This is a genomic window from Microbulbifer maximicatervae (SeqCode), assembly GCF_052467825.1.
In genome coordinates this window covers 468,400-493,970 of sequence record NZ_CP174327.1, presented here as the reverse complement: position 1 = coordinate 493,970, position 25,571 = coordinate 468,400, and the positions used below count along the sequence as shown (strand labels likewise).

Annotated in this window: 21 protein-coding genes and 1 tRNA gene; 15 read left to right on the top strand and 7 right to left on the bottom strand. The window is 48.3% G+C overall.

Annotated elements, in window-relative coordinates:
* Nucleotides 1-245: 245 nt before the first annotated feature.
* The 4 genes from ACJJII_RS02205 to ACJJII_RS02190 all read right to left on the bottom strand — a co-directional run bounded on the left by ACJJII_RS02205 (nucleotide 246) and on the right by ACJJII_RS02190 (nucleotide 5,320).
* Nucleotides 246-2,027 (bottom strand): bifunctional protein-serine/threonine kinase/phosphatase, encoded by a 1,782-nt coding sequence (locus ACJJII_RS02205; RefSeq protein WP_444896157.1) that lies wholly within the window; start codon nucleotides 2,025-2,027, stop codon nucleotides 246-248.
* Nucleotides 2,017-3,480 (bottom strand): NarK family nitrate/nitrite MFS transporter, encoded by a 1,464-nt coding sequence (locus ACJJII_RS02200; RefSeq protein ID WP_444896158.1) that lies wholly within the window; start codon nucleotides 3,478-3,480, stop codon nucleotides 2,017-2,019. The genes ACJJII_RS02205 and ACJJII_RS02200 overlap by 11 nt, the downstream gene beginning before the upstream one ends.
* Before the next feature lie 180 nt (nucleotides 3,481-3,660).
* Nucleotides 3,661-4,725, bottom strand: a complete 1,065-nt coding sequence (locus tag ACJJII_RS02195) for a CmpA/NrtA family ABC transporter substrate-binding protein (protein WP_444896159.1) — start codon at nucleotides 4,723-4,725, stop codon at nucleotides 3,661-3,663.
* Nucleotides 4,726-4,732: 7 nt separating this feature from the next.
* Complete coding sequence (locus ACJJII_RS02190; protein WP_444918133.1) at nucleotides 4,733-5,320, bottom strand: ANTAR domain-containing response regulator; 588 nt, start codon at nucleotides 5,318-5,320, stop codon at nucleotides 4,733-4,735.
* 773 nt (nucleotides 5,321-6,093) lie between these two features.
* Between ACJJII_RS02190 and ACJJII_RS02185 the strand changes: the two genes are divergently transcribed.
* From ACJJII_RS02185 to ACJJII_RS02170, 4 genes are all read left to right on the top strand, one after another.
* Nucleotides 6,094-7,641, top strand: a complete 1,548-nt coding sequence (locus ACJJII_RS02185; RefSeq protein WP_444918132.1) for a Re/Si-specific NAD(P)(+) transhydrogenase subunit alpha — start codon at nucleotides 6,094-6,096, stop codon at nucleotides 7,639-7,641.
* A 15-nt stretch (nucleotides 7,642-7,656) separates the two neighbouring features.
* On the top strand, nucleotides 7,657-9,048 hold the full coding sequence (gene pntB / locus ACJJII_RS02180; RefSeq protein ID WP_413663233.1) for a Re/Si-specific NAD(P)(+) transhydrogenase subunit beta: 1,392 nt from the start codon (nucleotides 7,657-7,659) through the stop codon (nucleotides 9,046-9,048).
* Between the two features lie 213 nt (nucleotides 9,049-9,261).
* Entirely contained in the window at nucleotides 9,262-10,869 is a 1,608-nt protein-coding gene (locus ACJJII_RS02175; protein WP_444896161.1) for a S41 family peptidase, read from the top strand.
* Nucleotide 10,870: 1 nt separating this feature from the next.
* Nucleotides 10,871-11,245: a hypothetical protein gene (locus ACJJII_RS02170; protein ID WP_444896162.1), complete on the top strand. Its 375-nt coding sequence runs from the start codon at nucleotides 10,871-10,873 to the stop codon at nucleotides 11,243-11,245.
* A gap of 34 nt (nucleotides 11,246-11,279) precedes the next feature.
* Here the strand turns inward: ACJJII_RS02170 and yhbY are convergent, their stop codons facing one another.
* The gene (gene yhbY, locus ACJJII_RS02165; protein ID WP_108734403.1) at nucleotides 11,280-11,582 is read right to left on the bottom strand and encodes a ribosome assembly RNA-binding protein YhbY; all 303 of its coding nucleotides are present in this window, start codon (nucleotides 11,580-11,582) and stop codon (nucleotides 11,280-11,282) included.
* A gap of 143 nt (nucleotides 11,583-11,725) precedes the next feature.
* Between yhbY and rlmE the strand changes: the two genes are divergently transcribed.
* The 10 genes from rlmE to ACJJII_RS02115 all read left to right on the top strand — a co-directional run bounded on the left by rlmE (nucleotide 11,726) and on the right by ACJJII_RS02115 (nucleotide 19,419).
* Nucleotides 11,726-12,346, top strand: coding sequence for a 23S rRNA (uridine(2552)-2'-O)-methyltransferase RlmE (gene rlmE / locus ACJJII_RS02160; protein ID WP_108734402.1), 621 nt, complete (start codon nucleotides 11,726-11,728; stop codon nucleotides 12,344-12,346).
* A gap of 187 nt (nucleotides 12,347-12,533) precedes the next feature.
* A complete protein-coding gene (gene ftsH, locus ACJJII_RS02155; RefSeq protein WP_444896163.1) occupies nucleotides 12,534-14,453 on the top strand; it encodes an ATP-dependent zinc metalloprotease FtsH in 1,920 nt (639 codons plus the stop codon).
* Nucleotides 14,454-14,544: 91 nt separating this feature from the next.
* The gene (gene folP, locus ACJJII_RS02150) at nucleotides 14,545-15,390 is read left to right on the top strand and encodes a dihydropteroate synthase (RefSeq protein WP_444918131.1); all 846 of its coding nucleotides are present in this window, start codon (nucleotides 14,545-14,547) and stop codon (nucleotides 15,388-15,390) included.
* 94 nt (nucleotides 15,391-15,484) lie between these two features.
* On the top strand, nucleotides 15,485-16,837 hold the full coding sequence (gene glmM, locus ACJJII_RS02145; protein WP_282931361.1) for a phosphoglucosamine mutase: 1,353 nt from the start codon (nucleotides 15,485-15,487) through the stop codon (nucleotides 16,835-16,837).
* A gap of 119 nt (nucleotides 16,838-16,956) precedes the next feature.
* Nucleotides 16,957-17,691 carry a triose-phosphate isomerase gene (tpiA, locus tag ACJJII_RS02140; RefSeq protein ID WP_444918130.1) on the top strand — a complete coding sequence of 245 codons (735 nt, stop codon included), beginning with the start codon at nucleotides 16,957-16,959 and terminating at the stop codon, nucleotides 17,689-17,691.
* A 70-nt stretch (nucleotides 17,692-17,761) separates the two neighbouring features.
* A complete protein-coding gene (gene secG / locus ACJJII_RS02135; RefSeq protein ID WP_444918129.1) occupies nucleotides 17,762-18,196 on the top strand; it encodes a preprotein translocase subunit SecG in 435 nt (144 codons plus the stop codon).
* A 9-nt stretch (nucleotides 18,197-18,205) separates the two neighbouring features.
* A tRNA-Leu gene (locus ACJJII_RS02130) sits at nucleotides 18,206-18,291 on the top strand.
* Between the two features lie 173 nt (nucleotides 18,292-18,464).
* On the top strand, nucleotides 18,465-18,692 hold the full coding sequence (locus ACJJII_RS02125) for an Arm DNA-binding domain-containing protein (protein WP_444919250.1): 228 nt from the start codon (nucleotides 18,465-18,467) through the stop codon (nucleotides 18,690-18,692).
* Nucleotides 18,649-19,041, top strand: coding sequence for a tyrosine-type recombinase/integrase (locus ACJJII_RS02120; RefSeq protein ID WP_444919249.1), 393 nt, complete (start codon nucleotides 18,649-18,651; stop codon nucleotides 19,039-19,041). The genes ACJJII_RS02125 and ACJJII_RS02120 overlap by 44 nt, the downstream gene beginning before the upstream one ends.
* Nucleotides 19,042-19,074: 33 nt before the next feature.
* On the top strand, nucleotides 19,075-19,419 hold the full coding sequence (locus ACJJII_RS02115; protein ID WP_444919247.1) for a tyrosine-type recombinase/integrase: 345 nt from the start codon (nucleotides 19,075-19,077) through the stop codon (nucleotides 19,417-19,419).
* A 459-nt stretch (nucleotides 19,420-19,878) separates the two neighbouring features.
* Here the strand turns inward: ACJJII_RS02115 and ACJJII_RS02110 are convergent, their stop codons facing one another.
* Together ACJJII_RS02110 and ACJJII_RS02105 are read right to left on the bottom strand one after the other, a co-directional pair.
* The gene (locus tag ACJJII_RS02110) at nucleotides 19,879-20,418 is read right to left on the bottom strand and encodes a serine protease external chaperone (protein ID WP_444918128.1); all 540 of its coding nucleotides are present in this window, start codon (nucleotides 20,416-20,418) and stop codon (nucleotides 19,879-19,881) included.
* Nucleotides 20,419-20,431: 13 nt separating this feature from the next.
* A complete protein-coding gene (locus tag ACJJII_RS02105) occupies nucleotides 20,432-23,068 on the bottom strand; it encodes a S8 family serine peptidase (RefSeq protein WP_444918127.1) in 2,637 nt (878 codons plus the stop codon).
* Nucleotides 23,069-24,820: 1,752 nt separating this feature from the next.
* On the opposite strand from ACJJII_RS02105, the gene ACJJII_RS02100 reads away from it, so the two are divergent.
* On the top strand, nucleotides 24,821-25,366 hold the full coding sequence (locus ACJJII_RS02100; RefSeq protein WP_444918126.1) for a hypothetical protein: 546 nt from the start codon (nucleotides 24,821-24,823) through the stop codon (nucleotides 25,364-25,366).
* The last annotated feature ends 205 nt before the right edge of the window (nucleotides 25,367-25,571 follow it).

Sequence of the window (25,571 nt, the reverse complement as noted above, 5' to 3'; positions counted from 1 at the left end):
TTTATTCGGCAGGAAGAGAGCCCGTCTGAAATGGCAAGGGCGTCTCCTCTTCTGCCGAAGAGTACAGGCGCCGTTGCCTCGTAATGGGGGAATAATTTGTTGGTAATTAAATACATTCAATCTCTATGCCAATTTTATTTTTAGTAATAAAGGGGGTTTGGCCTGATTGTCCACAATTTTTGCGACAAAGTGGTGCATTTAATTAATTTTCTGCGCTGTAAATGTGCTTATTCAAATCTTATGTATTAGCGCCAAAAGAAGTAGAGCAGATGAGAGAGCAGTAGAATTAAAGTTAGTAGCTGCCAGACAAGAACCGGATTTCTTTCTAGCAGGGGACGGCTTTGGGGGGCTTTAAAATCTGGGCTGGGAGATTGCAGATCCTGGATAAATTCTGACAATGCGTTGTAGCGCTTTTTAGGATCAGGAGCACAAGCCTTTTGTAGAGCGCTATCAATCCAGTAGGGAATATCTTTGCGGTGTGCGGATGCGCGAGTAAAGCGCATTTGGTTATAGTTCTTTAAACGGTAGTGGTAGCTACCAAAGCGCTCGGGATAGGGATATTTGCCCGTGAGTAATTCATAAGCAATGATTCCCAGGGAAAAGATGTCTGATCGATGGCTGGCGCTATCCCCAAAAAAGAATTCTGGAGCTGTATAATTCTTACTGCCGGGTGCTGTTTCACCAGATAGATGTAATTGCTCTCTGAGCCCTGGGCCATCGGCACCACCGAGATCAATGATTGCCAGGCGCCCGTCGTTGCGCATCATAATATTCTCTGGCTTGAGATCGCCGTGAACGATCTCCAACCGCTGTAAACTTCGCAACGCACTAACCAGTTGTGCCATTAGCTCCCGCACTTGGGGAATTTGAGGTTGTGGATGTAATTGCATCCACTGACGCAAAGTCTGTCCTTCGATATATTCGAGAATATGATAGAGACAGTGCCTTTCAGAAGTCGGAGCAAAAACTTTAATAATTCCTGGGTGGGAGATTCGTCGCCCGGTCCATTCCTCAGCAATAAATCGTTCGATGTAGTGGGGGTCATCACAGAAATTAACTGAGGGAGTTTTTATCACCCGCAATACTTCGGTATTGAGGTCTCGGGCCAGATAGAGATGGCTGCGGCTGCTGGCATGTAATTCCTGTAAAACAAGGAAATTGTCGAGCTTTTGGCCTGGGCGCAGGTCAGGTGCGAACGGGAGTTCGCGATTGCGCATAGCCAATTCATCGCATTGGGGCAGCCCTACATAATTTATCCGGCAAGTGACAGCAGTCAGGTTATCGGTGGAGCCCGCTGTCAGAGCAGCATCAATAAGCCCTTGTGGGGTTGAACTGGAAAAATTAAGCAATAGCTCAATTAACTCTGTCTCAGGCAGAAAATCGTGAATCCCATCGCTACTCAGCAGGAAAATATCCCCGGGTTGCAATTCCTCACAGCGGTAGTCCACTTCAATATGAGCATCCATTCCCAGGGCGCGGCTCAAAAAGGTGCGTCCAGGTCCGAGGCTGTGGCTGTGATCGCTACTCAAGCACTCTAATTTCCTGTCGCGGAGTCGGTAGATCCGGGAGTCGCCGATGTGAACCAGATGTGCGCTGGTGCCTTTGAAAATAACGGCAGAAAAAGTGGTCAGCCAACCCCGTTTAATTTCGGCACTGCCGCCACTCTGTCGAAATAGCCAGCTATTGAGCGAGTGCAAAACCCGCGCAACAGCGTGCTTTGTCGACCAGGTTTGCGGGGTGCTGTAATAATCGGAAAAGAATCCATTGATGGCAGCGCGGGCTGCTTCACCGCCGGCTTCTGCATTGGCAACACCGTCGGCTACTGCCGCAAGGCTGCCGTGGCGCTGTAATTCAGCGCCTTCGGGAAGCCGCACTGCGCAGGCGTCGTCATTGTGTTGGCGAAGTCCGGCGCAGGAGGCAGTGAACAGTTGCAGGGCATCTTCTTTATTGTCCTGCGAACTGTCACTAGCAGCGAGCCCGGATTCTATTGTGCTCGCTGCAGTGGGTAGATCGTTATTAGGCAACATCGATCATGGATACGCTGCCATCGGGGTGTACTTCTGCCATTTGTCCCTCCGGTTCTTCCAGTAGAAGCAGGGCGGCAAAGCCGAGCAATGCGGTAGCGCAGATTACCAGGAAAAAGGCCTGGTAAGACACCATGCTGAGAACGGTGAGATAGAAAACGGCTCCGACATTGCCGTAGGCGCCAGTCATGCCGGCAATCTGCCCGGTTAGGCGGCGTTTGATTAAGGGCACCACTGCGAATACAGCGCCTTCACCAGCTTGCACAAAGAAGGAACAGGCCATGGCAGCGGCGACCGCCAGGTACAGGGGCCATTCGGCATCGATCATGCTCATAGTGAAGTAACCCAGAGCCAGGCCAGCGGTGAGGATCAGCAGGGTAGGTTTGCGGCCCCAGCGGTCGCTAATCAATCCGCCGGCAGGGCGTGACATGAGGTTCATAAAGGCATAGGCGGAGGCCAGCAAGCCAGCTTTTACCGGGTCCAGTGTAAAGGTCTCGGAGAAGAACAGGGGCAGCATGGAAACCACAGCCAATTCGGAACCGAAAGTCGCGAAGTAGAGCAGATTCAAAACTGCTACTTGCTTAAACTTATAGCGGTGTACCGGTGCTGGTGGGTTGCTGAGTACTTCACGGTTAATACTGTAGGTTTTATACGCGTCCAGAAGGTACAGTAGTACCAGACCTGCATAGATCAGGTTGGCAGTAAGGTTGGATATTAATGCAACGCCGCTAGATAATTTCCAGGTTAGCAGAGCCAGTGCCGCATACATGGGCACTTTCATCACCAGAAGCAGGATAAAATCCCCGGGACTGGTGACTTCCATAGCACCAATTTTTTTTGGCTTGAAATAGGTTGACCCCTTGGGCGTATCAGTCACAGAGAAGTAATAAATTACGCTGTAAACCAGTGCGATTGCGCCGGTGAGGCCAATGGCATAACGCCAGCCGTCGTCACCGCCAAAAAACAGGGCGATAGTGGGCAGGGACATGGCTGCTGCAGCTGAGCCAAAATTTCCCCATCCCCCGTAAATACCTTCCGCGGTACCCAGCTGTCGAGCCGGGAACCACTCGGACACCATTCGGATACCTACAACAAAACCTGCACCAATAAAGCCCAAAAGGAATCGGCCAATGGCTGCCTGCACAAAATTGTCTGCCAGGGCAAAAATAAAGCAAGGCACACTGCCGATTGCCAGTAATAGCGAATAGGTGAGTCTGGGGCCATATTTATCAGTGAGCATCCCGATTACAATGCGCGCGGGAATTGTCAGGGCCACGTTTAAAATAAGTAGGGTTTTGACCTGGTCCGGAGTCAATGAAAGGCTTTTCGCAATTGCCATTAGCAATGGTGCGTGGTTAAACCAGGCAAAGAAAGTGATAAAGAAGGCCACCCAGGTTAGGTGGAGCACTTTTATCTTCCCGCGGAACGAGAATAGATTGAGTGAGTCACTGGACATGCGCATTTCCTTTGTTTGCTAATTCCGCAGGCACAAAAAAAGCCCAAAGCTGCAGCCGCTTGACTGCAGACGATGGACTTCGTTGCCCGTTATATTCGGTGAACAACCGCTTCACCGCGCTGATGCGCCTGAGGGAAGGCAATTGCATCATCGAATTATTTCCATTCAATTAATGTGCCACTATTTTTTTGCGAGCAGGAAATCCACCGTTTGCCGGTAGAGGTCTGGACGATAGGCTTCTGCTGCACGAAGTGTCGAGCTCCCCAGATCTGAATACATCTCCAGTAGCTGCCGTGCTTTTTCCTGAGTTGGACGCCCACAGTCGTTATCAATATGGGCAAAGAGGTGCCAGCCGGGATTGGCGAGGATTTCCCGGTCCCGATGGTAGAGAATCTGGTCATTGAGAGAGCGTTGAATCAGCTCCTCAGGCAGGTTGAGGTATTGCCCCAGGGACAAGAGCTTGGCAGCTTCGGCTCTGTTTGCGCGTGCGGCAAGCCAGGTACAGGCTTTGAGAAGAGCGGCCCTTAGGGCCAGGTGGGTTGCAGGGTTGGCTTGATGCCAGCTTTCAGTGACTGTCAGCACTTTTTCCGGCATAGCTGGCAGCAGTGTATTACAGGCTGCAATGACCACTCCGGACCCTTTGTGGGCGGCCAGGGAGTTCCAGGGTTCGCCTACACAATAGCCATCGATAACGCCACTGTGGAGGTTTTCCAGCATTTGTTCAGGCGGTAATACCACCAGTTTTATATCCCGGTCCGGGTCGATATCGACGGAGCGCAACCAGTACCTTAATTGCAAGCTATGGCTTGAAAATGGATAAACTGTGGCGAGTCTGACAGTAGGAGGGTGTTTATTGCCATGCAGATAGCGCTTAAGTGCCAAGGCGATATCACTTTGAGAGTCACCTTCACAGTAATTTTGCAGGCGTTCGAATAATTCTGCGGAAAGGGTAATAGCGTTACCGTTGCAGCTGAGAATTAACCCACTTAACAAGCGTTCGTGGCAATTGGGTAAAGCTTGTTCCAGTGTCAGGGGCATAGGAGCGAGCATTGCTGCAGCATCTGCCTTGCGCGCAATTAACTTGTCTCGCAGGGTGGCCCAGCTTGTTTCTTTTTGCAGCTGTACTTTTAATCCATGTTCTTGGAAGTAGCCTAGTTCCTTGGCGACAATCAGCGGTGCGCTGTCGGTCAGGCGCAGGTAAAGCAGTTTGATGGTCTTTTTTTCCGGGCACAGAAGGGCTGACATCGGTACTCTAATGCTCTTTCTGAAAATATTGGATAACTTGCTCGGCAACTGTATGGATGGTTGAGTTGCTGTTCATCGCGAGATTGCGCAAGGTCTTATGGGCATCCTCTTCACTGAGGTTCTTCTTGGCCATTAATAGCCCTTTGGCCCGCTCGATCGCTTTTCGCTCTGTGAGTTGCTGCTGGGTGCGCTCGAGAGACTGACGCAATTGCTGGAAATGTTTAAATTGTGCCATAGCGATTTCTATCGCTGGTGCCACGCGCTCAGGAGTCATTCCCTCGGCCATATAGGCGCTTACCCCGGAGTCGACCGCGCGGCTAATGAAGTCTGCGTTGCCGCTACTTGAAAACATGGCCACCGGAGTCGGCGCCTCACGATTAACTATGGCCAGGCTTTCCAGGATATCCCTGTCCGGGGATTCGATATCTATCAACACAATATCCGGACGGTATTTTTCCACCTGGAAGAGGAGGCCTTCGGCACTGTTGATCTGGGCGAGAATGCTGTAGCCAGCAGCACGTAATCGCTCACAAACCAAGTGGGCGCGCTCGGGACTGTCATCGACCAGCATGATTCCAGGGCTTGGATTAGTCACAATTTACTGCGGCACTCATCTAATAATTTTTATTGGGCTTTACCAACTTTTAATCAATAGTTGTGCCAAATACGCAGAGGTGGGGGAGTGGATGTATGTCTCTAATTCCATGAGATAAATCTGATGTTACTGCTTTTTCCTGGTGCGACATTCTGCGGATATTGTTTTTTTTGCACAAGTAGGGGGCTAGTACATATTTTTCAGGCAGAAAAGTGTGACTTGGTACTATGGAAGCAAAATCATCTGCACATTTGTGGTTTGCGTGAATAGACTGTCACATGGCGCGTTATTTTTTGTTATAAACGTAATGTGGCATCCGTATTCGTCGATAATATTTAACTAACATGATGTATTTGGTGATCTATTTTTGGTTATTAAAAATAGTCAGTTACCCCTAAATTTTTGTAGTTTCTGTTTATTTGCAGGTGCTTGCTCTACCGTGGGGATTCTTTTGGATTGAAAATTCATAGTGAATTGATCGGTGAGGCCATTCAAAAAGGAAAATCCCTTATATTTTGGATAAACAAATAGCAATTTAACTTCAGGGAAAAGGTTTCGAGCGAGACTAATTTTTGCTTATTTCTCTCAGGTCTATATAGCCAATTCAGGATATATAGTCTTATTAATTTCACCAATTACGGCTATCAGGTTATCCCCCTTTTCATCCCCTTTGACGACGTTTACACTCGATCTGTTTATAAATTGGGCAATCCAATACTTTTTGAGGTAGATGTAGCTGTAAGTTCATAAAATCAACTAAGAGGGGCACGGCGGTGATTATAGCCATACCTAGAGAGACCGCAGAGGGAGAAGCACGTGTTGCAGCGACTCCCGATAGCGTAAGACGATTACGCGATTTGGGTTTTTCCGTAGCGGTGGAGAAGGGGGCTGGTAACAGGGCCAGTTTTACTGATGAAGCTTATGCTGAAGCCGGTGCAGAAATCCGTGAGGATATGCAACAGTGCCTGGCTGATGCGGGCATAGTATTAAAAGTACAAGCACCAACTGATCAAGAGTTGGCCCTGATTCCCAAAGGGGCTACGCTGATCGCCTTTCTGAAGCCGGCACAAAATGCCGAGTTCCTACAGAAGCTTGCCGAGCGCGATATCAATGCGCTAGCGGTCGAGTCGATTCCAAGAATTTCCCGCGCGCAAAAAATGGATGCGCTCAGCTCCATGGCAAATATTGCCGGCTATCGTGCGGTTGTGGAGGCTGCCCACAATTTCGGTCGCTTCTTTACAGGGCAGATCACGGCAGCAGGAAAAATTCCCCCGGCAAAAGTACTTGTTATTGGTGCTGGTGTAGCGGGGCTCTCTGCAATAGGTACGGCAAAAAGCATGGGAGCTATAGTGCGGGCCTTCGATACCCGCGCTGAAGTACGTGAGCAAGTGGAGTCCATGGGGGCTGAATTCCTCACCGTAGAAATTGAGGAGGAAGGCTCGGGCTCCGGTGGTTACGCCAAGGTGATGTCGAAGGAATTTATTGATGCTGAAATGGCACTGTTCCGCGAGCAGGCCAAAGAAGTGGATATTGTGATTACCACTGCCTTAATTCCGGGGAAACCCGCTCCGAAATTATGGCTTGCAGATATGGTCGACAGTATGCCTAAAGGTTCTGTCGTCGTGGATTTAGCAGCAGAAATGGGCGGTAACTGTGACTATACGGTGGCTCATGAAAAAGTGGAGCAGAACGGCGTCACTATTCTTGGTTATACCAATCTGCCCAGTCGAGCAGCGGCACAATCCTCGCGCCTGTATTCAACCAATCTCGCTCACCTGCTTGGGGAGCTAACTCCAGAGAAAGATGGTGAGGTTAATCTCAATTTTGAAGATGAAGTGATTCGTGGTGCCACAGTGGTTAAATCCGGTGAGATTACCTGGCCTCCACCCGCACCAAAAATTTCGGCTCAGCCCAAGCCATCGGTGAAAGCCACTGAGGAAGTGAAAATTGTTGAGGAGAAAGCTGAGAAACGAAAATCTCCCGTATCTATTTTTGCATTTTGGGCGATCGCGGCAATCTTATTGCTGTGGTTGGGGCGCGTGGCACCTCCTGATTTCGTCTCGCACTTTACCGTATTTGTTCTGGCAATATTTGTTGGCTGGCAAGTGATTTGGAATGTTACTCATGCGCTACACACTCCGCTAATGAGTGTTACTAATGCAATTTCCGGCATAGTGGTTGTTGGTGCGTTAGTGCAGCTTGGGATTGCCAATTCGGGTTTGGTGAGCCTGCTTGCTTTCATCGGCGTGTTGGTGGCCAGTATTAATATATTCGGTGGTTTCTTTGTGACCTACCGTATGTTGAAAATGTTTCGCCGGTAAGGGGAGGAGAGAGTGATGAACGGTATGATTGCAATGGCTTATCTCTTCTCGGCAGTGATGTTTATCTTGAGTCTGGGAGGTTTATCCAGTCACGAAACTGCGCGCAGGGGAAATATTTACGGCATGGTGGGAATGGCAGTTGCCATTATCGCCACTATTGCTGGAGTGGCCGCCGGGGCTTACTGGATGGTCGCCATCGCCATGATCGTCGGCGCGGTGATTGGTTTGGCACTGGCCAAGCGTGTAGCTATGACTCAAATGCCACAAATGGTTGCTTTGCTACACAGCTTCGTCGGCTTGGCTGCGGTATTAATTGGTTGGGGCGGTTTCCTCGATCCAGTTGTGGAGTTACACGGAGCTGCTCATGTTGTCCACAGCACTGAGATATACCTGGGTGTATTTATTGGGGCAATTACCCTGACCGGTTCTTTGGTTGCTTTTTGTAAGTTGCAGGGATTGGTTTCCGGGAAACCATTAATGCTACCGGCCCGGCACTGGCTTAACTTGATTGCCATTTTGGCCTGTATTGTTCTGGGTGTGTTGTTTGTACCGGCAGATGTGCATGCGGGTACGGTTATTAACTTGCTGTTAATGACCTCAATTGCATTGCTGTTAGGTATTCACCTTGTGGCGGCTATTGGCGGCGCTGATATGCCGGTGGTTATATCCATGCTGAACAGCTACTCCGGTTGGGCCGCTGCCGCTACCGGATTTATGCTGGGCAATGACCTGTTAATTGTAGTGGGCGCCCTGGTGGGTTCTTCCGGTGCCATCCTGAGTTACATCATGTGCCGGGGAATGAACCGCTCTTTTATCAGCGTTATTCTCGGTGGATTTGGCTCTGATGGTGGTGAAGTGTCCGATGAGGAAGTCGATGGTGAAGTAATTGCCATTGATCAACAGGAGCTTGCGGATGAACTGGATGCGGCGGACAGTATCATTATTGTTCCCGGATTCGGAATGGCGGTTGCCCATGCCCAGCAGGCGGTTAGTGACTTGACTGATCGTTTGAGAAAAGCGGGCAAAACAGTGCGCTTTGGTATTCACCCGGTAGCTGGACGTCTTCCCGGACATATGAATGTGCTCTTGGCCGAGGCTAATGTGCCCTACGATATCGTTCTGGAAATGGATGAGATTAATCCAGACTTTCCCGCTACAGATTTGGTTTTGGTGATCGGTGCTAACGACACGGTAAACCCGGATGCAGTGGAAAAACCGGGCTCGCCAATCGCAGGTATGCCGGTATTGGAAGTTTGGAAGGCCGGTAAGGTTGTTATCCTTAAGCGCTCTATGGCTTCCGGGTATGCGGGAGTTGCTAACCCACTGTTTTACAAAGAAAACTCACGCATGCTGTTCGGTGATGCAAAAGATAGTTTGCAGGGGGTTTTGGGTAAAGTCGGCAATTAGTTGCTGACTCGGGTTATTAATAGTAATTAACCTGTTTTGTACTGAAAGGCCTGGTGGGGTACAAATTGTGATGTGCCTCTTCAGGCCTTTCTGTATTTTGGTTTAGCAATTTCTTTTGATGAAAAACTTGGTTATCGAACCCTTTTTCAAATAGTGGTAGGCTCCACCGCTTTACATATCTTTACTAATAAAAAGGTTAATAGGAGTTTGGGGATGGAAATCCGTCTACGTAAGCTAGCTTTAGCAGGGGTTGTTACTCTGGGAGCTTTAGGCTTGGCAGCCTGTGGGGGAGGCGGAGGTAGCTCTGACTCTGATAGTGGAGATGGTTCTGAGACGCCAACTGCCGTTGGCGGCACTTGGGAAAAGGATAACTTTCTGCCTGTCTCAACTTATGCGAGCCGGTGTGTTGCTCCCCGTAGTGGCACAGACCCAGCAACGGGTTCAGCTTATGCTGATGTAGCGGGCACCCGCGAGGACGAGAATAACTGGCTGCGCTCAATGAGTAATGAGCTCTACCTATGGTACGACGAGATTGAAGACCAGGATCCAGCGAGCTTCGATGATTCTTTAGCTTATTTCGAAGAGCTAAGAACTTTCGCTCTAACTCCCTCCGGTCGAGAAAAGGACCGCTTCCATTATACGGTTCCGTCAGATGAGTGGTATTCACAAACTGAATCTGGTGTGTACGTTGGTTATGGTGTCCAGTGGGCCCTACTTTCCGATAAGCCGCCACGTAAAGCGGTAGTCGCTTATCTGGATGAGGAAAACGGTGGTAATCTGCCGGATATTATCACCCGCGGTGCAGAAGTTATCAGTGTGGACGGCGTTGACCTGGCTTATGGTGATGATGTCGATACCTTAAATTACGGTATGTGGCCGGAAAACGATGGTGAGTCCCATGTATTTGAAATAAGACCTTTGGGTTCTTCAACGATTGAGACTGTCACTTTGGTTGCATCACCAGTGCAATCAGATCCTGTTCAATATGTTAAAACGGTGGACACAAATTCGGGCCGCAAAGTCGGATATATGTTGTTCAATGATCATATTGCGACAGCCGAAGCGGAATTGATTGATGCTGTCAGCGAGCTTGAGTCTGAGTCTGTTGACGATTTAGTACTAGACCTTCGTTATAACGGTGGTGGTTACCTCGATATCGCTGCAGAGTTAGCTTATATGATCGCAGGTGATAATACTGCGGGACAGGTATTTGAAACGTCCCAATTTAATGATCAACACCCGGAAACAAACCCTGTTACCGGAGCGCCATTGGATGGGACTCCATTCTACTCGACCGGTCTGGGCTTTGTTGATGAGTCTTTATACGGGGAAGAATTGCCGACTTTAAACCTGTCGCGACTGTTTGTCTTAACCAGTGAAAATACCTGCTCAGCCAGTGAGGCCATTATCAATGGCTTGCGCGGAATTGATGTAGAAGTTATTCAGATCGGTGAGACTACTTGCGGTAAGCCTTACGGTTTTTACCCCCTGGATAACTGTGGCACTACTTACTTCACAATTCAGTTCTCCGGTGTGAATGCAAAAGGCTTTGGCGATTACTCCGATGGTTTTGTACCCAATGGTAATTATGGAACTGATGCCGATTTGCCCGGGTGTGTGATTGGGGATGACTTTGACAATCTCCTGGGTGATGCTGATGAAGCGCGGTTTGCCACTGCGTTGAATTACATTGAGACTGGCGAATGTGGAGATATTGCGGTTAGCGCATTCTCCATTTCCGGTGAAAGCGAGGGTGCCCCCGCTTTCAATGCACGAGTGACCAAGGAAGTCTCTCGCAGTAACCGCATAATGGTGAAATAAAATGAAAAAGGCAGCTTTGGCTAAACTTTGTGGTTTTGCATTGGTGTGTCTTGGCTGCTCCTCCCAGCAAAATATTGAAACTGCACAACCGGCACTGTTACAGGAAACGAGCCCGGAGATTCAGGGCAAGTTGCAGGTGGCAGTTTCGCAAGCGCTGGGCGGGGTTAATGTGACCCTAGGCCCGAGGGTGTTTGTGGACGATACTATTTTGGTGATTGAGAATGATCCCAAAAAGATGGCTCTGATTGGCCGGGATATGGGGCGGCCGATCAAGTTTCAATTAGTCGGCAATGGTGAGAAGTGCTGGTTGAGGCGACTGTCCAATGGAGAATCCTGGGAGTTGCCTGTGATGTGTAAGCCTGTTTCCACTGGTTGAGAAAAGAAAGGGGAGCATTAGCTCCCCTTTTTGTTTAACGCAGCAGGTTGGACTTGCGAATATCCGGCTTCTGCGCCGCACGGAAAATCAGGGCAATCTTGCCGATTTCCTGTACCAGCTCGGATGAGGATTTTTCGCAAAGCTCACCAACGATTTGGTGGCGTACTTCCCGGTCGGCGATCATCAGTTTGACCTTGATCAGCTCGTGGTCTTCGAGTGCACGGTTCAGTTCTTCCATCACCCCCTCGCTCAGCCCATTGCCGGCTACGGTCACGACAGGTTTCAGGTTGTGACCTAGAGAGCGAAGAGCTTTTTTGCGGTCGGCGGTTAAAGGCATACAATACTCCATTACCACTTTGTGGAATTCGATGTGGGAGCGGCCACAGACCGCGATCGTCGCCAGCGTTTGTTCGGCGGACCCGATCGCGGCCAGTGGCCGCTCTTACAATTAAGCTGTAGTGATTGTAGGCATTGTACCCGATGGGCCGATCTAAGAGCAGCCACCGTTGGCTGCGTGAACATTTTAATGACCATTACGTCAAACAGTCCCAAAAAGAGGGCTATCGCTCCCGTGCCAGCTACAAGCTGCAGGAGCTACAAAATAAGGACCGCTTATTCAAGCCGGGAATGACTGTTGTCGACCTGGGTGCGGCTCCAGGGGGCTGGTCCCAGGTAGCGATGGAGTTGGTAGGGCACAAAGGTAAGGTTTTGGCGTCAGATATATTGCCGATGGACCCGCTGGCCGGTGTGGACTTTGTCCAGGGGGACTTTACCGAGGAGTCGGTGCTCAGTGAACTGTTACAGCGCATGGGCGATGAACTGGCAGACCTTGTGATTTCCGATATGGCCCCCAATATGAGTGGGATACGCGATGTTGATCAGCCCGCCTCCATGTATTTGGTGGAACTGGCGGTCGATATGGCCCGGCAGGTACTTAAGCCCGGTGGTGCATTTGTTGCAAAGGTATTCCAGGGAGAGGGTTTCGACGAGTTGATCCGCGACTTGCGTGGGAGCTACAACAGTGTCGTAACTCGCAAACCTGGTGCTTCCCGCCCCCGTTCACGTGAAGTATACGTGGTGGCGCGAGGATTTAAGGGCTGAGAGCGACTGAGAACATCGGCGTATTTCTAGTCTGACTCCCCATATGGTATAAGCGATACCTGTATCGGGGGCGAAGGCTGTTGACCCCCCGCACCTATACTGGTTTTATCCGGTATTGATGTGGCCGGCATTGCCGGAATGAACGGATTTTGATTGCGAAAGCGAGAGGGCTATCCCTTTGAATGATATGGCAAAGAACCTAGTACTGTGGTTGATCATCGCAGCGGTACTGCTGATGGTTTTTCAAAACTTTAAACCGCAGTCACGGGATGAGGCTCTCAGTTACTCCGACTTTGTTCAGGATGTGCAGTCGGGCCAAGTTAAGAACGTGATCGTAGACGGTCTGGTAATCACCGGCGAAAAAGCCGATGGCAGCCGCTTCAAGACTATCCAGCCACAGATTATCGACGATGAACTCACCAATGAGCTGGTTCGCAGCAATGTGCAATTCGTTGGTCGCGAGCCTGAGTCACCGAGTATCTGGCAGCAGCTTCTGGTAGCCAGCTTCCCGATCCTGATTATTATCGCTGTATTTATGTTCTTTATGCGCCAAATGCAGGGCGGAGCCGGCGGTCGCTCAGGTCCTATGGCATTTGGTAAGAGCAAGGCGCGCCTGCTGGGCGAAGACCAGATCAAGACAACTTTTTCCGATGTTGCCGGAGTAGATGAAGCTAAGGAAGAGGTACAGGAGCTGGTCGAGTTCCTGCGCGATCCCACCAAGTTCCAGCGACTGGGTGGCAATATCCCCCGTGGCGTACTGATGTGTGGCCCTCCCGGTACCGGTAAGACCCTGCTTGCCAAAGCAATTGCCGGCGAAGCAAAAGTACCTTTCTTCTCTATCTCCGGTTCTGACTTTGTTGAGATGTTTGTTGGTGTGGGCGCTTCCCGGGTGCGGGATATGTTTGACCAAGCCAAGAAGCAGGCTCCCTGCATCATCTTTATCGACGAGATTGACGCTGTTGGCCGTCACCGTGGAGCCGGCGTTGGCGGCGGTCACGATGAGCGCGAGCAGACCCTGAACCAGTTGCTGGTTGAGATGGATGGTTTCGAAGGTAATGAGGGTGTGATCGTTATTGCAGCGACCAACCGCCCGGATGTACTGGACCACGCCCTGCTGCGCCCAGGTCGCTTTGACCGCCAGGTGTTTGTCGGGCTGCCAGATATTCGCGGCCGCGAACAAATCCTCAAGGTTCATATGCGTAAAGTGCCTATGGACGACAAGGTGAATCCGCAGACTATTGCCCGTGGTACCCCTGGTTTCTCCGGTGCCGATCTGGCCAACTTGGTCAACGAGGCTGCCCTGTTTGCTGCGCGAGCCAATAGACGCACCGTGACCATGGAGGAGTTTGAGCGCGCCCGTGACAAGATCATGATGGGTGCCGAGCGCAAGTCCATGGTGATGAATGAAAAGGAAAAGGTGAATACCGCTTACCACGAGGCCGGTCACGCCATTATTGGTCGACTGGTACCCGAGCATGACCCGGTACACAAAGTAACTATTATTCCCCGTGGCCGGGCTCTGGGCGTCACCCAGTTCCTGCCTGAGGAAGACAAGTACAGCCTGTCCAAGCGCGCGATTGAATCGCAACTGTGCTCCCTGTTTGGCGGCCGTATTGCCGAGGAAATGACCCTGGGTATCGACGGTGTTACTACCGGCGCTTCCAACGACATTGAACGGGCCACTGACTTGGCGCGCAGTATGGTGACCAAGTGGGGTTTGTCCGAAAAGCTCGGCCCATTGCATTACGGCGAAGATGAAAGTGGCCAGCCCGGTCAGGGCAATCCGGTTTCCGGCAAGACTTCCAATGAAATTGATGTGGAGGTGCGCCGTATTATCGATGTCTGCTACGAGCGAGCACAAAAGCTGCTGGAAGATAACCGCGATATTCTTGAAGCGATGAAAGATGCGCTGATGGAATATGAAACCCTGGATGCGGAGCAGGTGGACGATCTTATGGCTCGCCGCAAAGTTCGCGCACCGAGGGATTGGGAAGATAATAACTTCGGTTCTGGTGGAAACAGCCCGACCCAGGATACTGAAACCACAGAGGCCTCAACTGAGGCAGATAAGAGCAATACCGTCGGCGGCCCATTAAACGGCCACTGATTCTCCGAAGCGACTAACTGGACAAAACCAAATGCCGGGTTGGGGATAGGGCGATAGCCTGTTCCGATCCGGCATTTTTTTATTTCAGCCAATGAAAATTATTTGTGGTAACCACATCCTAGATCTCTCCCAACCGGTGGTTATGGGGGTTCTGAATACAACGCCCGACTCCTTTTCCGACGGTGGCAGTTACTATGCCTCCGGTAGCCTGGACTTGACCCTGGCTTTGCAGAGAGCAGAACAGATGCTCTCTGAGGGAGCGAAAATCCTGGACATTGGCGGAGAATCGACACGCCCTGGCGCATCGCCGGTCACCGAGCAGCAGGAGCTGGATCGGGTAGTGCCGGTGGTGGAGGCAATCAAAGCGAACTTTGACGTGATTATCTCTGTCGATACCAGTACCCCGGCAGTGATGCGTGAGTCAGCTGCGGTAGGGGCGGGACTGATCAATGATGTTCGCGCCCTGGAGCGCCCGGGTGCACTGGAAGCAGCCGTCGAGAGTGGCTTGGCGATCTGTCTGATGCATATGCAGGGTCAGCCCGGCACTATGCAGAATGATCCGTCTTACACTGATGTTGTAGAGGATGTCGCCAGGTATTTGCAGAAACGGGTCGATCTCTGTATCGATCTGGGGGTGACACGTCACCGGCTCATTCTCGACCCAGGTTTTGGCTTTGGCAAAACCGATGAGCACAATTTGACGTTGTTGCGTAATTTGTCGCAGCTGGCGCCGGCGGATATGCCCATACTGGCAGGCTTGTCGCGCAAGTCGATGATCGGCCGCCTGCTCGATCGAGATGTAGATGGCCGACTCCCCGGTAGCCTGGCCCTGGCCATGTTGGCTGCGCAAAAAGGCGCAAGAATTTTACGTGTCCACGATGTTGCGGAAACCGTGGATGTGTTGCGTATGCAGCAATTGGTTTGCAGCGAAATTTGATGAGTGATGTCTTACAGAGACCTTAAGCCGCAGGGTCCTGTTCTGGTTTTCCGACAGAACAGAAGAGCGGCGAAGTACACAATTGAGAAGCGTTATGGAAAGAAAGTATTTTGGCACTGATGGTATTCGTGGTCGCGTTGGCGAGGGAGCAATTACTCCCGATTTTATGCTGCGCCTGGGATATGCAGCGGGCAAGGTACTGGGAAGAATTTCCAAAGCTAAACACCACCGGCGCCCCCGTATCCTTATCGGTAAGGACACTCGGGTCTCCGGCTACATGTTTGAGGCAGCGCTGCAGGCGGGCCTGATTAATGCTGGCGTGGATGTCGCCCTGTTGGGGCCAATGCCGACTCCGGCGATCGCCTACCTGACCCGGACTTTCCATGCCGGTGCAGGCATTGTTATCAGCGCCTCCCATAATCCTTACCACGACAATGGCATTAAGTTTTTCAGCGCTGAAGGCTCCAAGTTACCGGATGAGGTTGAATTGGAGATTGAAGCCGCTCTCGAGCTGCCGATGGAAACTTCCGATGATCTCGGTCGCGCCTATCGAGTTGATGATGCAGCCGCGCGTTACATTGAGTTTTGCAAGGCTTCTACGCCCTGGGGTTTCTCCCTTGAGGGTTTGAAAATTGTTCTCGACTGCGCCAATGGTGCCACTTATCACGTAGCGCCAATGGTGTTTCGTGAGCAGGGAGCAGAAGTCAGCGTAATTGGAGCAGGCCCTGATGGACTCAATATCAATCTAGATTGCGGCTCCACTAAACCACAGCAGTTGCAACGGGCCGTGGTTAAGCGCGGTGCGGACCTGGGCATAGCCTTTGATGGTGACGGGGACAGGGTGTTGTTCGTCGATGCCAATGGGGAATTGGTCGATGGCGATCAGCTGTTGTATATCATTGCCATGCACCAGCATAAATTCCTGGGCGGTTGCAGTGGTGTTGTCGGCACCTTGATGAGCAATTACGGTTTTGAGCTTGCATTGCGCGAAAACAAAATCCCGTTTGAGAGAGCCAAAGTGGGCGACCGCCATGTGCTTGAAAAAATGTCAGCTAATCAGTGGAAACTGGGAGGCGAGTCATCAGGCCACATTATCTGTGCCGATGCTTCTACCACCGGCGACGGTATCATTGCCGCACTGCAGGTACTGCGTGGCCTGTGTGAATTTGATGAGCCCTTGCATCAGCTTAAATCCCGTATGACAATGTTCCCCCAGCACATGATTAATGTGCAACTGGCTCATCGCGATGGTGTTCTCGATCACACAGACGTTAAGGCCATTGTTGTCGATGCAGAACGTCAGCTCGCAGACAGCGGACGTGTGCTGCTGCGGCCATCTGGCACAGAGCCTCTGATTCGGGTAATGGTTGAAGGTCGCGACAGCGCCCTGGTGGAACAGCTGGCCAAAGATATTTCCTCCGTGGTGGAGCGAATTGGAAATAACTGATCTGCTGCGATTTAACCCGTAGTAAATCGGTCCTCTTGGGGCGTAGAAGAAACTCGTATAATTTTGGTTGTATGTTGGCGTCAATGTCGCTAAGATTTGCGCCCCTTGAAGGAGCACACATGCGAACACCGCTAGTAGCAGCAAACTGGAAAATGAACGGCAGCCGCGAGTTTGCCGAACGTTTTTTCACCGAACTCAACCTCGAAGGTGTGAAGTCCGGTGTTGTTGTTTGCCCATCTTTTCCATACCTCGGTTTGGTGGCTGATGCGGCGGAAAAGAGCGGAGGTTTTAGTCTGGGTGCCCAGGACCTTAGCCAGGAGCCCAAAGGGGCGTTTACTGGTGAGGTTTCCGCTAGCATGTTACTGGATTGGAATACCCGTTACGTTATTGTCGGGCATTCTGAGCGCCGTAGTCTCTACGGAGAAACCAGTGAGTTAGTGGCGAAAAAATTTGTTGCGGCCCAAGAGGCGGGACTGGCTCCAATACTTTGCGTCGGGGAAACCCTTGAAGAACGCGAGCAGGAGCGCACTCTCGAAGTGGTTGCAGAACAACTTCAAGCGGTTGCCGACATCATTGATTCGGCTGGCTGGAAGCAGTCCGTGATTGCCTATGAACCGGTATGGGCCATTGGCACCGGAAAAACTGCTACCCCTGATGAGGCCCAAGCCGTACATGCGTTTATTCGCTCGCAGTTGGGAGATTTGGGCGCTGAAGTACAGATTTTATATGGCGGTAGTGTAAAATCCGCAAATGCCAGGGAGCTTTTTGCCCAGGCAGATATTGATGGCGCCCTGGTGGGTGGAGCCTCGCTGGATGCCGGCGAGTTTGCTGAGATTTGTCGCGCTGCTGTCTGAATTGACAGCACGCGGGCTGGCGAATACTGAATAACGGGTTGTTTAGACCCCGGTAGAGAGTTTCCAGAAAATGGAAAAATTGGTATTAGTTGTACACGTTTTGACCGCATTGGGCATTATTGGCCTGATTTTGTTGCAGCAAGGTAAAGGTGCTGAAGCCGGTGCATCCTTTGGTGCGGGCGCGTCTCAGACAGTTTTTGGCAGTCAAGGTAGCGGAAATTTCTTTTCCCGCTTGACAGCAATTTTTGCGACGGTATTCTTCGTCACCAGTTTCGGCCTGGCCATCCTGGCTAAGCAAGGTGCAGGCACCAATGTTGATGCGGATCTTCCGCAAATTCCAGCAGCGGTACAGCAAATTGGCCCAGCCGAAGAACTGCCGGCTATCGACAGCGATATCCCGCAGCTCGAAACAGATTTGGAAGCTGGCGATATCCCGCAGATTCCTGCAGACAGCACCGGTTCAGAAGAGCCAGCTGCTAACCAGGAAAGTGAGGAAAAGCAGTAAAAGATTTTTGCCCAGGTGGTGGAATTGGTAGACACGCTATCTTGAGGGGGTAGTGAGCTATGCTCGTGCGGGTTCAAGTCCCGCCCTGGGCACCACATCAAGATCCGAAGAAGTTCGGAATCATCCAGAAAGCCCGGTAAATCCGGGCTTTCTGCTATCTGGAGGGTACACACTCCTCCGCTTTTGTTCGTTGTCATCCAGTGCTATTTGGTGCTACCTGGTTCAATTTAGAACCTGGTAGCACCACCATGGTTTTGACAGATACTCAATCAAACAAGCCAAACCAAGCAATAAGGATCAGTGGCTTACGGATGGACAGGGATTGTGCCTGTTGATCAAATCTACTGGCTCCAAGTATTGGCGGCTTAAATATCGATTCCAAGGAAAACAAAAGACGTTGAACTTGGGTGTTTACCCCTCTGTAAGTCTCAAACAGGCGAGGCAAAAAGTAGCTGAAGCAAAACAGCTGCGACCCTTCAGCACGGAAACGAGTTGAGAAGAACCAAACCAGAGTCAATATTGACCGGAGTTTTACTGCTGTTGCTGAAGAGTGTTGGAACCACCAGAAAGAAACCTGGACAGAGGACCATGCCAACCGTGTATGGACTAGGCTACGAGATAATACCTTCCCTCGAATTGGCCAAAGGCCCATTGACGATCTTCATCCCCAAGATGTAATAGCCATTGTCCGCGATGTTGAAGAGCGGGATGTTATGGGTATTGCGCAACGGGTTTTACAGGATATTCGCCGCGTTTATCGCTATGGGGTTCAGGTTGGCAAGCTTACGCATAATCCCGCGATTGAGTTAACGGGCATTTTGCGTGGCCGAAAAAGTAGCCATTGAGCTTCCCTCCCGCGAGAAGAGTAACCCTGCTTTCTGAAAGAAGTAGACCTCTACCAAGAGTGGGGCAGGGTATTAATCAAGCTCCCTACCCAGTTACTAATTCTCACCTTTGTTAGACCTGGCGAATTACGCTGTGTACGTTGGGAAGATCTCGACTTTAAGCCTGCTCTATGGCGAGTCCCCGGTGAGTGTATGAAAATGGGCACGGATCATATCATGCCGCTGTCTTCACAAGCCCTTTCTGCACTTGTAGAGTTGAAGTCTTTCGCTGGCAATTATTCTTTGCATTTCCCTCTAAGCGGGAAAGGGCTTGGCCGCTGTCCGATTACACTATGCGTAGGGCAAATTTTAAAATGGGCTGGGATGGCTCCCAAGTAGGGGGGAGCTAGAGCAAGCCCCTACGATTTCCATATTGCTGCTACCTCAGCCTTGAATCAGGTCTGCTTTGATTCTGATGTCATTGAAAGGCAACGGAAAGGAATTAGCAGCGAATCTCATTCCTATTCGTTCAATGGATGAGGGAAAAGAGATGATACAGTGATGGGCAAGTTTACTTTGCTGGGATGCGGGTACGGGAGCCGATATTAGCAATACCAAAGTAAGTACCCAAGAAAACCACGGTTTGCTTTCTTGCTTTTAAGTGGGGATAGATCTCTTGGCTTCACTCAATGATTTCATACCTTAAAAGTATGTTTTCTGCGTTAAAGTTCAATGTTGGAAACCTGAGTTTTTATTTTGTCGTTAGGGTATTTAAGCTGCAAAAAATAAAGAGGCACTACTTTATAAGTAGTGCCTCTTGCTTATTAAGGCATAAAACGCAACCGAAATAGATTGTATTTATTGTGCCTCGTGCATGCTTTCCGTGACTTCGACTCGACTTTCAATTGTTAAGCCCGACTGCTTCATGGCATTGAATGCTTCCAGCAAATCGTTGCCTTCTTTAACTTTTAATATGGCAATGTCAGTGCCAGGAAATACCGATACTACTTCCATTCCTGTGGCTTCCGCTACTTCAGATGCAGTAACATTTTTACTTAATAAAATAGTTACATTGCCGGTTAGGGTTGTTAGTTTATTGGTTATTATGTTCCGTACTATTGTACCTTTTCCGACAATATCTGTTGCGGAATCAGTGTCAATATCTACGATGGCGCTTTCACCTTTGGTTGCAATGATTTGTTCTGGTGCAGCAAGAGATAAAGGAACCCTTGTTAGTGAGTGTTCAATCTTAAAGATACCAAATTCAGCATTCTCCTTTGCTTGTGTCGCTTTAACCTGTTTGCTCTCAGTGATAGCTCCTTGCTTAATATCATTTGCCTGTGCTATACCAGATATACACATTGTAGCAGTCAAGATAATTAATTTATTAATCTTCATAGTACTATCCTTCTTATTGAGCGGCTTGAGCAGCACGGCCGAATGTTCTTAATGAAACCCCTTCGAGAACGCTTTCTACAGGGTTATTTATCAGCCCAGTCGGTAGTTCCTCAGTCTCTTCATTTATAACAATTGTAGAGAGATTCTCCGTGTCTACGAACTCTAAATTAGTTTCACCAGTGTCTAGCGCTTTAAAAGTCCAAGTTCCCTTGGCATTTTCACCATAAAATGCATTAGAGAGGAATACGGCACCATTTAGGATATAGCCCATACTGAAGCCATCCGCAGAACTCCAGGAAGGATTCAATAAAGCTTGCTTGGAAGACAACAAGACACTTCTGGTGCCTGAGGGAGAAATTACTTCAAGAGCCAAATCATTCCCTGCTGAACTTAGTGAGGTTTCATTTAAGAGATAGCCCATATCATCATTACGGATATCGAATTCAAACTGCATAGCTTCAATAGTTATATCTTCAGCTACTTCAATTTGTAGGCTGACACCATTTGCACTGTTATCCGGAATGGTCTCTTCCAGCGCAGCTTCGCCAGCTGTCGACCCCAGACCTTGCCACTCAGTGATCACTTGCTCTCCGAGGTCCTCGGAGTAATTCAGGGCCATGTTTACTGCTGCACCGGCATCCACCCGACCAAATCCATATAAGTTATTGAATTGATAGCCTGCTGCATTTTCAACCCAGCCGTCATGAGCAATAAAAGAGTCTTCGCCAATTGTGATCTCAACTGCTTCATTATCAGGATCAATCAAAGTACTTGTTGAGGCCAAAATATGCCGAACATCACGCCAAGTTAAGTCGGGGTTTGCAGATAAGATGAGAGAGACAACACCGGATGTATTAGGTGCTGCAGAAGATGTTCCATTGAAGGTTGAGGTATAGTTACAGCTAGTGTTCTCCGGGTGGCCTGGATAGTTGAATGGGAATTGGCTAGTTACAAAGTCTAAGCCATACACTTCTCCCCAAGCACTTATTGTTCCACCATTAAAGCCAGAGTATCCATTAATGCAGGTCATTTGGTCCGTAGTTACCATGGCGGGAGCCCATCGCCCATACTCCCCCGCTGGGGCTGAGACCATAGTGCTTGCCCCGGCTGTTGAGTAGCTGGTATGTTTGCCATTAGCATTCACTGCTGCAATACCCAAGTAATATGGGTGTGCCTGACTGGATTCAAACGCTGCGTTATGACAAGTTAGGCCTAATGCAACAGCACCATTAACTTCACATAAATAACCATCACGACTACCGCCCTCAAAACCATTACCGTTAGACTTTATATTTAAGGCGCCTTTACCATTTCGAAGCACAAGGTTGGGGTAAGATTCAATAGCTTCATCCAAATATGAGTAACCTATAGAGCCGGGCCATGTAATGCCGTAACTGCGGTTGAATGCTGAAATTTCTTCATCGGTAGAAATACCACTTCCAGGAAAGCCATGAATTAATAGCTCTGTTTGTTCTATTGTCTCATCACCTAAATAATTCATACCGATGAGCCCTGTATCTGGGGCTACACCACGGGTACCAATATTGTTCCAGCCTTTAGCTGCAATTAACCCTGCGACACTAGTTCCATGATCGCCGCTATTAGAAAGGCTTGTTGGATCTGTTCTGTCAGATGCTAATTCGGATAAGTTGAGGGAACGATTTACTAGTACATTGTCTATCAAGTCTTCATGACGAATTTCTAAGCCTGAATCTACAACAACTGCTGTAACACCCGTACCAGTCACGCCTTGAGCATAAGAAGCGGCTACATTCATATCTTCGCCAGCAATAAGCTCTTCTGCTAAATGGGTTTCATATTTTTCGCTGGCATATTCGGATGTATAGAAACCTATATCAACCATCCCTTGTGGTACCGAATCACTCAGTGCGAAAGCTCTTTGACCAGTATTGCGCAAGTGCCATTGCTGATAGGCTAAAGGATCACTTGCAACATTGATAATTTCGATTACTGCAGATGCAGACGAATCATTCGCTGTTACTGTATAAGAAATGGAAGCGTTTTCCCCTGAGAATGAGGTGTACTCGAACTGATTTTCATTTAAGGTTAGCTCACCGTGACTAAATGTATATATATCATCTACTGGATTTACAGCTGCTTCATTTTCAGAAAAACTAAACGTTAAAGCGTCGCCATCTTGGTCGTTGCCCTGCAATTCTCCAGATATTGGAATCCATTGTTTGGCTCCATCTACAGTTACATCGGCAGCAGTTGGGGGAATATCTGCAATGATTTCAATAGTTGAAGATGCTGAGGCACCGTTAGCGGTTACGGTATAGGTGATGGAGGCATCTTCTCCAGAAGCTGATGTATATTCGAACTGATCACCGCTTAACGTTAGCTGACCATGGGAGAACGTATAAACACCATCAACTGGATCAATAGTCCCATCATCACCAGAAAAGCTATATGTCAGGGTGTCTCCATCCTCATCATTGCCCAATAGTATCCCTGATACAGGAACAGATTGTTTTACACCCTCTATAGTAACTGTGCTAGCAGTTGGTGGGATGTCGGCCGGTTCAGGAGTTGGACTGGCCCCGGAAGAACTACTATCACTACCGCAACCTGATAAAGTTAATAAAATGGCCGCATGGATAGCAGAAAATTGAAATATTTTTTTATTCATTTAAATTCCCTATATTTTAATACTTATTGAGCAAGGGGATTATAAGTCAGCTCGTCGGCATCTGGTCAAATAAATTTGTTCACTTGACTTTTAGTGGTGTCTTTAGATTTGATCTCAGGTCCATTGACTTGGTTTGACGGTCAAGTGCGGACAGAATTAAAGAGGTCTTTACGATTAACTGTTAGTGCTATACATGCTTTTCAAGCATCAGTTAGTGCTTATGAGGAGAATACCTTATCAATACAGGTATCGATCTATAGTATTTTAAGTCAGGATAGACAGGTGTAAGCGTTAGCTTTCTAATATGAATGATAATCTTGGGTGATTGGCTGTTTGTTTATCCCGCTGTGTTTGTCTGAAGCAAGAAGCCTTGAGTGGTCAGCAGTCAGATTTTACCCAATGAGCGTTATGGTTTGAATGCCAAGATAAATAAAGTGTGCCTATACGATAAAAAATCCGGGGGAGATTTAATAATGTAAAATTTTTTGGCCGGCATCAATGCGGAATAGTCCATTGCAAGCCTGATTTTCAGTACTTTGTTAGTTTTCCCTTGCCTTTGAAAGTGATGCGGCTCTGCTATTGTTCATTCATATGGAGCTAGATGGTGTAGGTTCCCAGAGCTTCCTGATTTATTTGTTTTTAAAAGCTAATTAGTCTATAGCTAGTTAACTTTCCTCTTAATCATCAAGGGGGTTGACTGTTGTGTAGTTTAGGGTGTTACGTGTACGATACATATGTTTGTATTACAGTCTCTATGACCTTGCTATAGTGGATGCACTATATAAAATTAATGCTATGAGTATTTTCGTTCCAATTTTTCTTAAAAAATAATAAGCAAGCCTGATAATTATATTGCACTCCCTTGAGGCCATTTTTTCCTTTTTACTTTCGTATAATTAAGGCAGTATTGGATAATTGTCTTTATGAGTCATCTTTGGGCTTTATGATGTAGGGTGCTGTGCTGCACCTTTCCGGAAACTACATTTCCTTCAGGTGGCGGTTCACCCGAGTTCAATTCTGAAGCGTATCATCTGATTATTTGAAAATAGTGATTAGTTATAAATGATATTTACCACTTTTTATCAGTAGTAGATTAAGTAAGTATAGAAATCTATGAGAAAATGATCGACGCATAGCGATGTTGGAGTGGATACGAAAGAAAAATGGCAGAAATGAGAGAGCCTGAGGTTGATCGATTTACGATATGTAGGTAGTTAGGTCGATATCGATATTGTAGTGATTTTTACTGTGGGAAAGCTAAAAGATTAATTGAAGTTTTCCTGCCGACTAGGAAAGTTATAGGTTGGCTGAATTGATAGTTTACTACTTTGTTTTTTTAGGGGTTGTATCTATCACGATATCTATATACATGTCATCGATATGTGTAATGTGAATGGATGCTCCTTTTGCTTCGTTAATTGTTGCTTTTCAAGTATAGGGGTAGGTCATAATAAAAGTTAAGCTCTCCTGAAAATAGCTTTCTGTTGCTTGAAGGGATTGTTGTGTTTTTAGGTTTGTGGTGGGGAAAGAGAAGTTGGAATTTTCAATGAGCAGCTAATTTAAGTTTAAAGATATATTTTTAAGTGGAGTGATATGCGAGGCATAATGAATGTGAATGTAGCCTGAATATTTTAAATTTTTTTAAGATTTTTCCTGGAATACTTCAAGTGTTAATTATGTTGGTGGATTATCTTGCTAGTTAATATTTGGGTATTTATACTGCCTGCTCGATTATTTTTTTAAGGATGAAAAATGAAGTTTTTAAAGTCTATGTTGCCGGTGTTTGCCTTGTTGTTAGCGAGTCAGTCTTTAGCGGAAATGACTTTTATTAGCGGCGTTAAGCACAATGTTACTGAGTACACTTATACTTCGGATACTCGGCGAATTGCTGAGATTGATGTCTTGGGTGATGGTGCGCAAGAAATCAGTTTCGATATTACTGCGATTGTATCTGGTTTGGGGCGGTTGAGGCCAGATGTCGTTTGTCGTTATTCCCATAGGGGAGAGCGTTGCTACACTAGAAATCATCCTAGAATTTTTGATTTTGTATATGATGTTGCGATCACGGCAAGTTGTGTTGCCAAAGATGGTACTCAAACTGCAATAGGGGTTGATAGGGACGATAAAAATATTTATACGAATGTGCCCATTTCAGATTTTCGCAATGAAGTAGTCTTAACGATAGATAATGGTTCAATTGCCGCGGATATGTGCGATACCTTGACAGTTGATATTCAGGGTGATTTAGAGGCTATTGAAGATGTAAATTTAAAAGTTTTCACCTACGAAATTTTCTAGTTAATAGTATGAAAGTGTCGGTAATAATTGCCGGCACTTTCACAGTCGAACTCCAATCTAGTATATCCATACAATCAAAAGTAGTGGATCACCGCACACCTAATAGAAATGATGTCAGCTCTGTAGCAGAGTCAGAAGCAGTTAATAAAGTCTTTTCTTTTATCTGAAGTCGGTAAGGGTTGAACGGCTTAGTAGTGGCGATTCA

Bases quoted from the DNA above. Each gene is read 5' to 3' on its own strand.
- ACJJII_RS02205 (WP_444896157.1), bottom strand. From the start codon at position 2,027: ATGTTGCCTAATAACGATCTACCCACTGCAGCGAGCACAATAGAATCC.
- ftsH (WP_444896163.1), top strand. From the start codon at position 12,534: ATGGCAAAGAACCTAGTACTGTGGTTGATCATCGCAGCGGTACTGCTG.
- ACJJII_RS02200 (WP_444896158.1), bottom strand. From the start codon at position 3,480: ATGTCCAGTGACTCACTCAATCTATTCTCGTTCCGCGGGAAGATAAAA.
- pntB (WP_413663233.1), top strand. From the start codon at position 7,657: ATGAACGGTATGATTGCAATGGCTTATCTCTTCTCGGCAGTGATGTTT.
- ACJJII_RS02175 (WP_444896161.1), top strand. From the start codon at position 9,262: ATGGAAATCCGTCTACGTAAGCTAGCTTTAGCAGGGGTTGTTACTCTG.
- rlmE (WP_108734402.1), top strand. From the start codon at position 11,726: ATGGGCCGATCTAAGAGCAGCCACCGTTGGCTGCGTGAACATTTTAAT.
- tpiA (WP_444918130.1), top strand. From the start codon at position 16,957: ATGCGAACACCGCTAGTAGCAGCAAACTGGAAAATGAACGGCAGCCGC.
- folP (WP_444918131.1), top strand. From the start codon at position 14,545: ATGAAAATTATTTGTGGTAACCACATCCTAGATCTCTCCCAACCGGTG.
- secG (WP_444918129.1), top strand. From the start codon at position 17,762: ATGGAAAAATTGGTATTAGTTGTACACGTTTTGACCGCATTGGGCATT.
- yhbY (WP_108734403.1), bottom strand. From the start codon at position 11,582: ATGCCTTTAACCGCCGACCGCAAAAAAGCTCTTCGCTCTCTAGGTCAC.
- ACJJII_RS02170 (WP_444896162.1), top strand. From the start codon at position 10,871: ATGAAAAAGGCAGCTTTGGCTAAACTTTGTGGTTTTGCATTGGTGTGT.
- ACJJII_RS02195 (WP_444896159.1), bottom strand. From the start codon at position 4,725: ATGTCAGCCCTTCTGTGCCCGGAAAAAAAGACCATCAAACTGCTTTAC.
- glmM (WP_282931361.1), top strand. From the start codon at position 15,485: ATGGAAAGAAAGTATTTTGGCACTGATGGTATTCGTGGTCGCGTTGGC.
- ACJJII_RS02100 (WP_444918126.1), top strand. From the start codon at position 24,821: ATGAAGTTTTTAAAGTCTATGTTGCCGGTGTTTGCCTTGTTGTTAGCG.
- ACJJII_RS02105 (WP_444918127.1), bottom strand. From the start codon at position 23,068: ATGAATAAAAAAATATTTCAATTTTCTGCTATCCATGCGGCCATTTTA.
- ACJJII_RS02110 (WP_444918128.1), bottom strand. From the start codon at position 20,418: ATGAAGATTAATAAATTAATTATCTTGACTGCTACAATGTGTATATCT.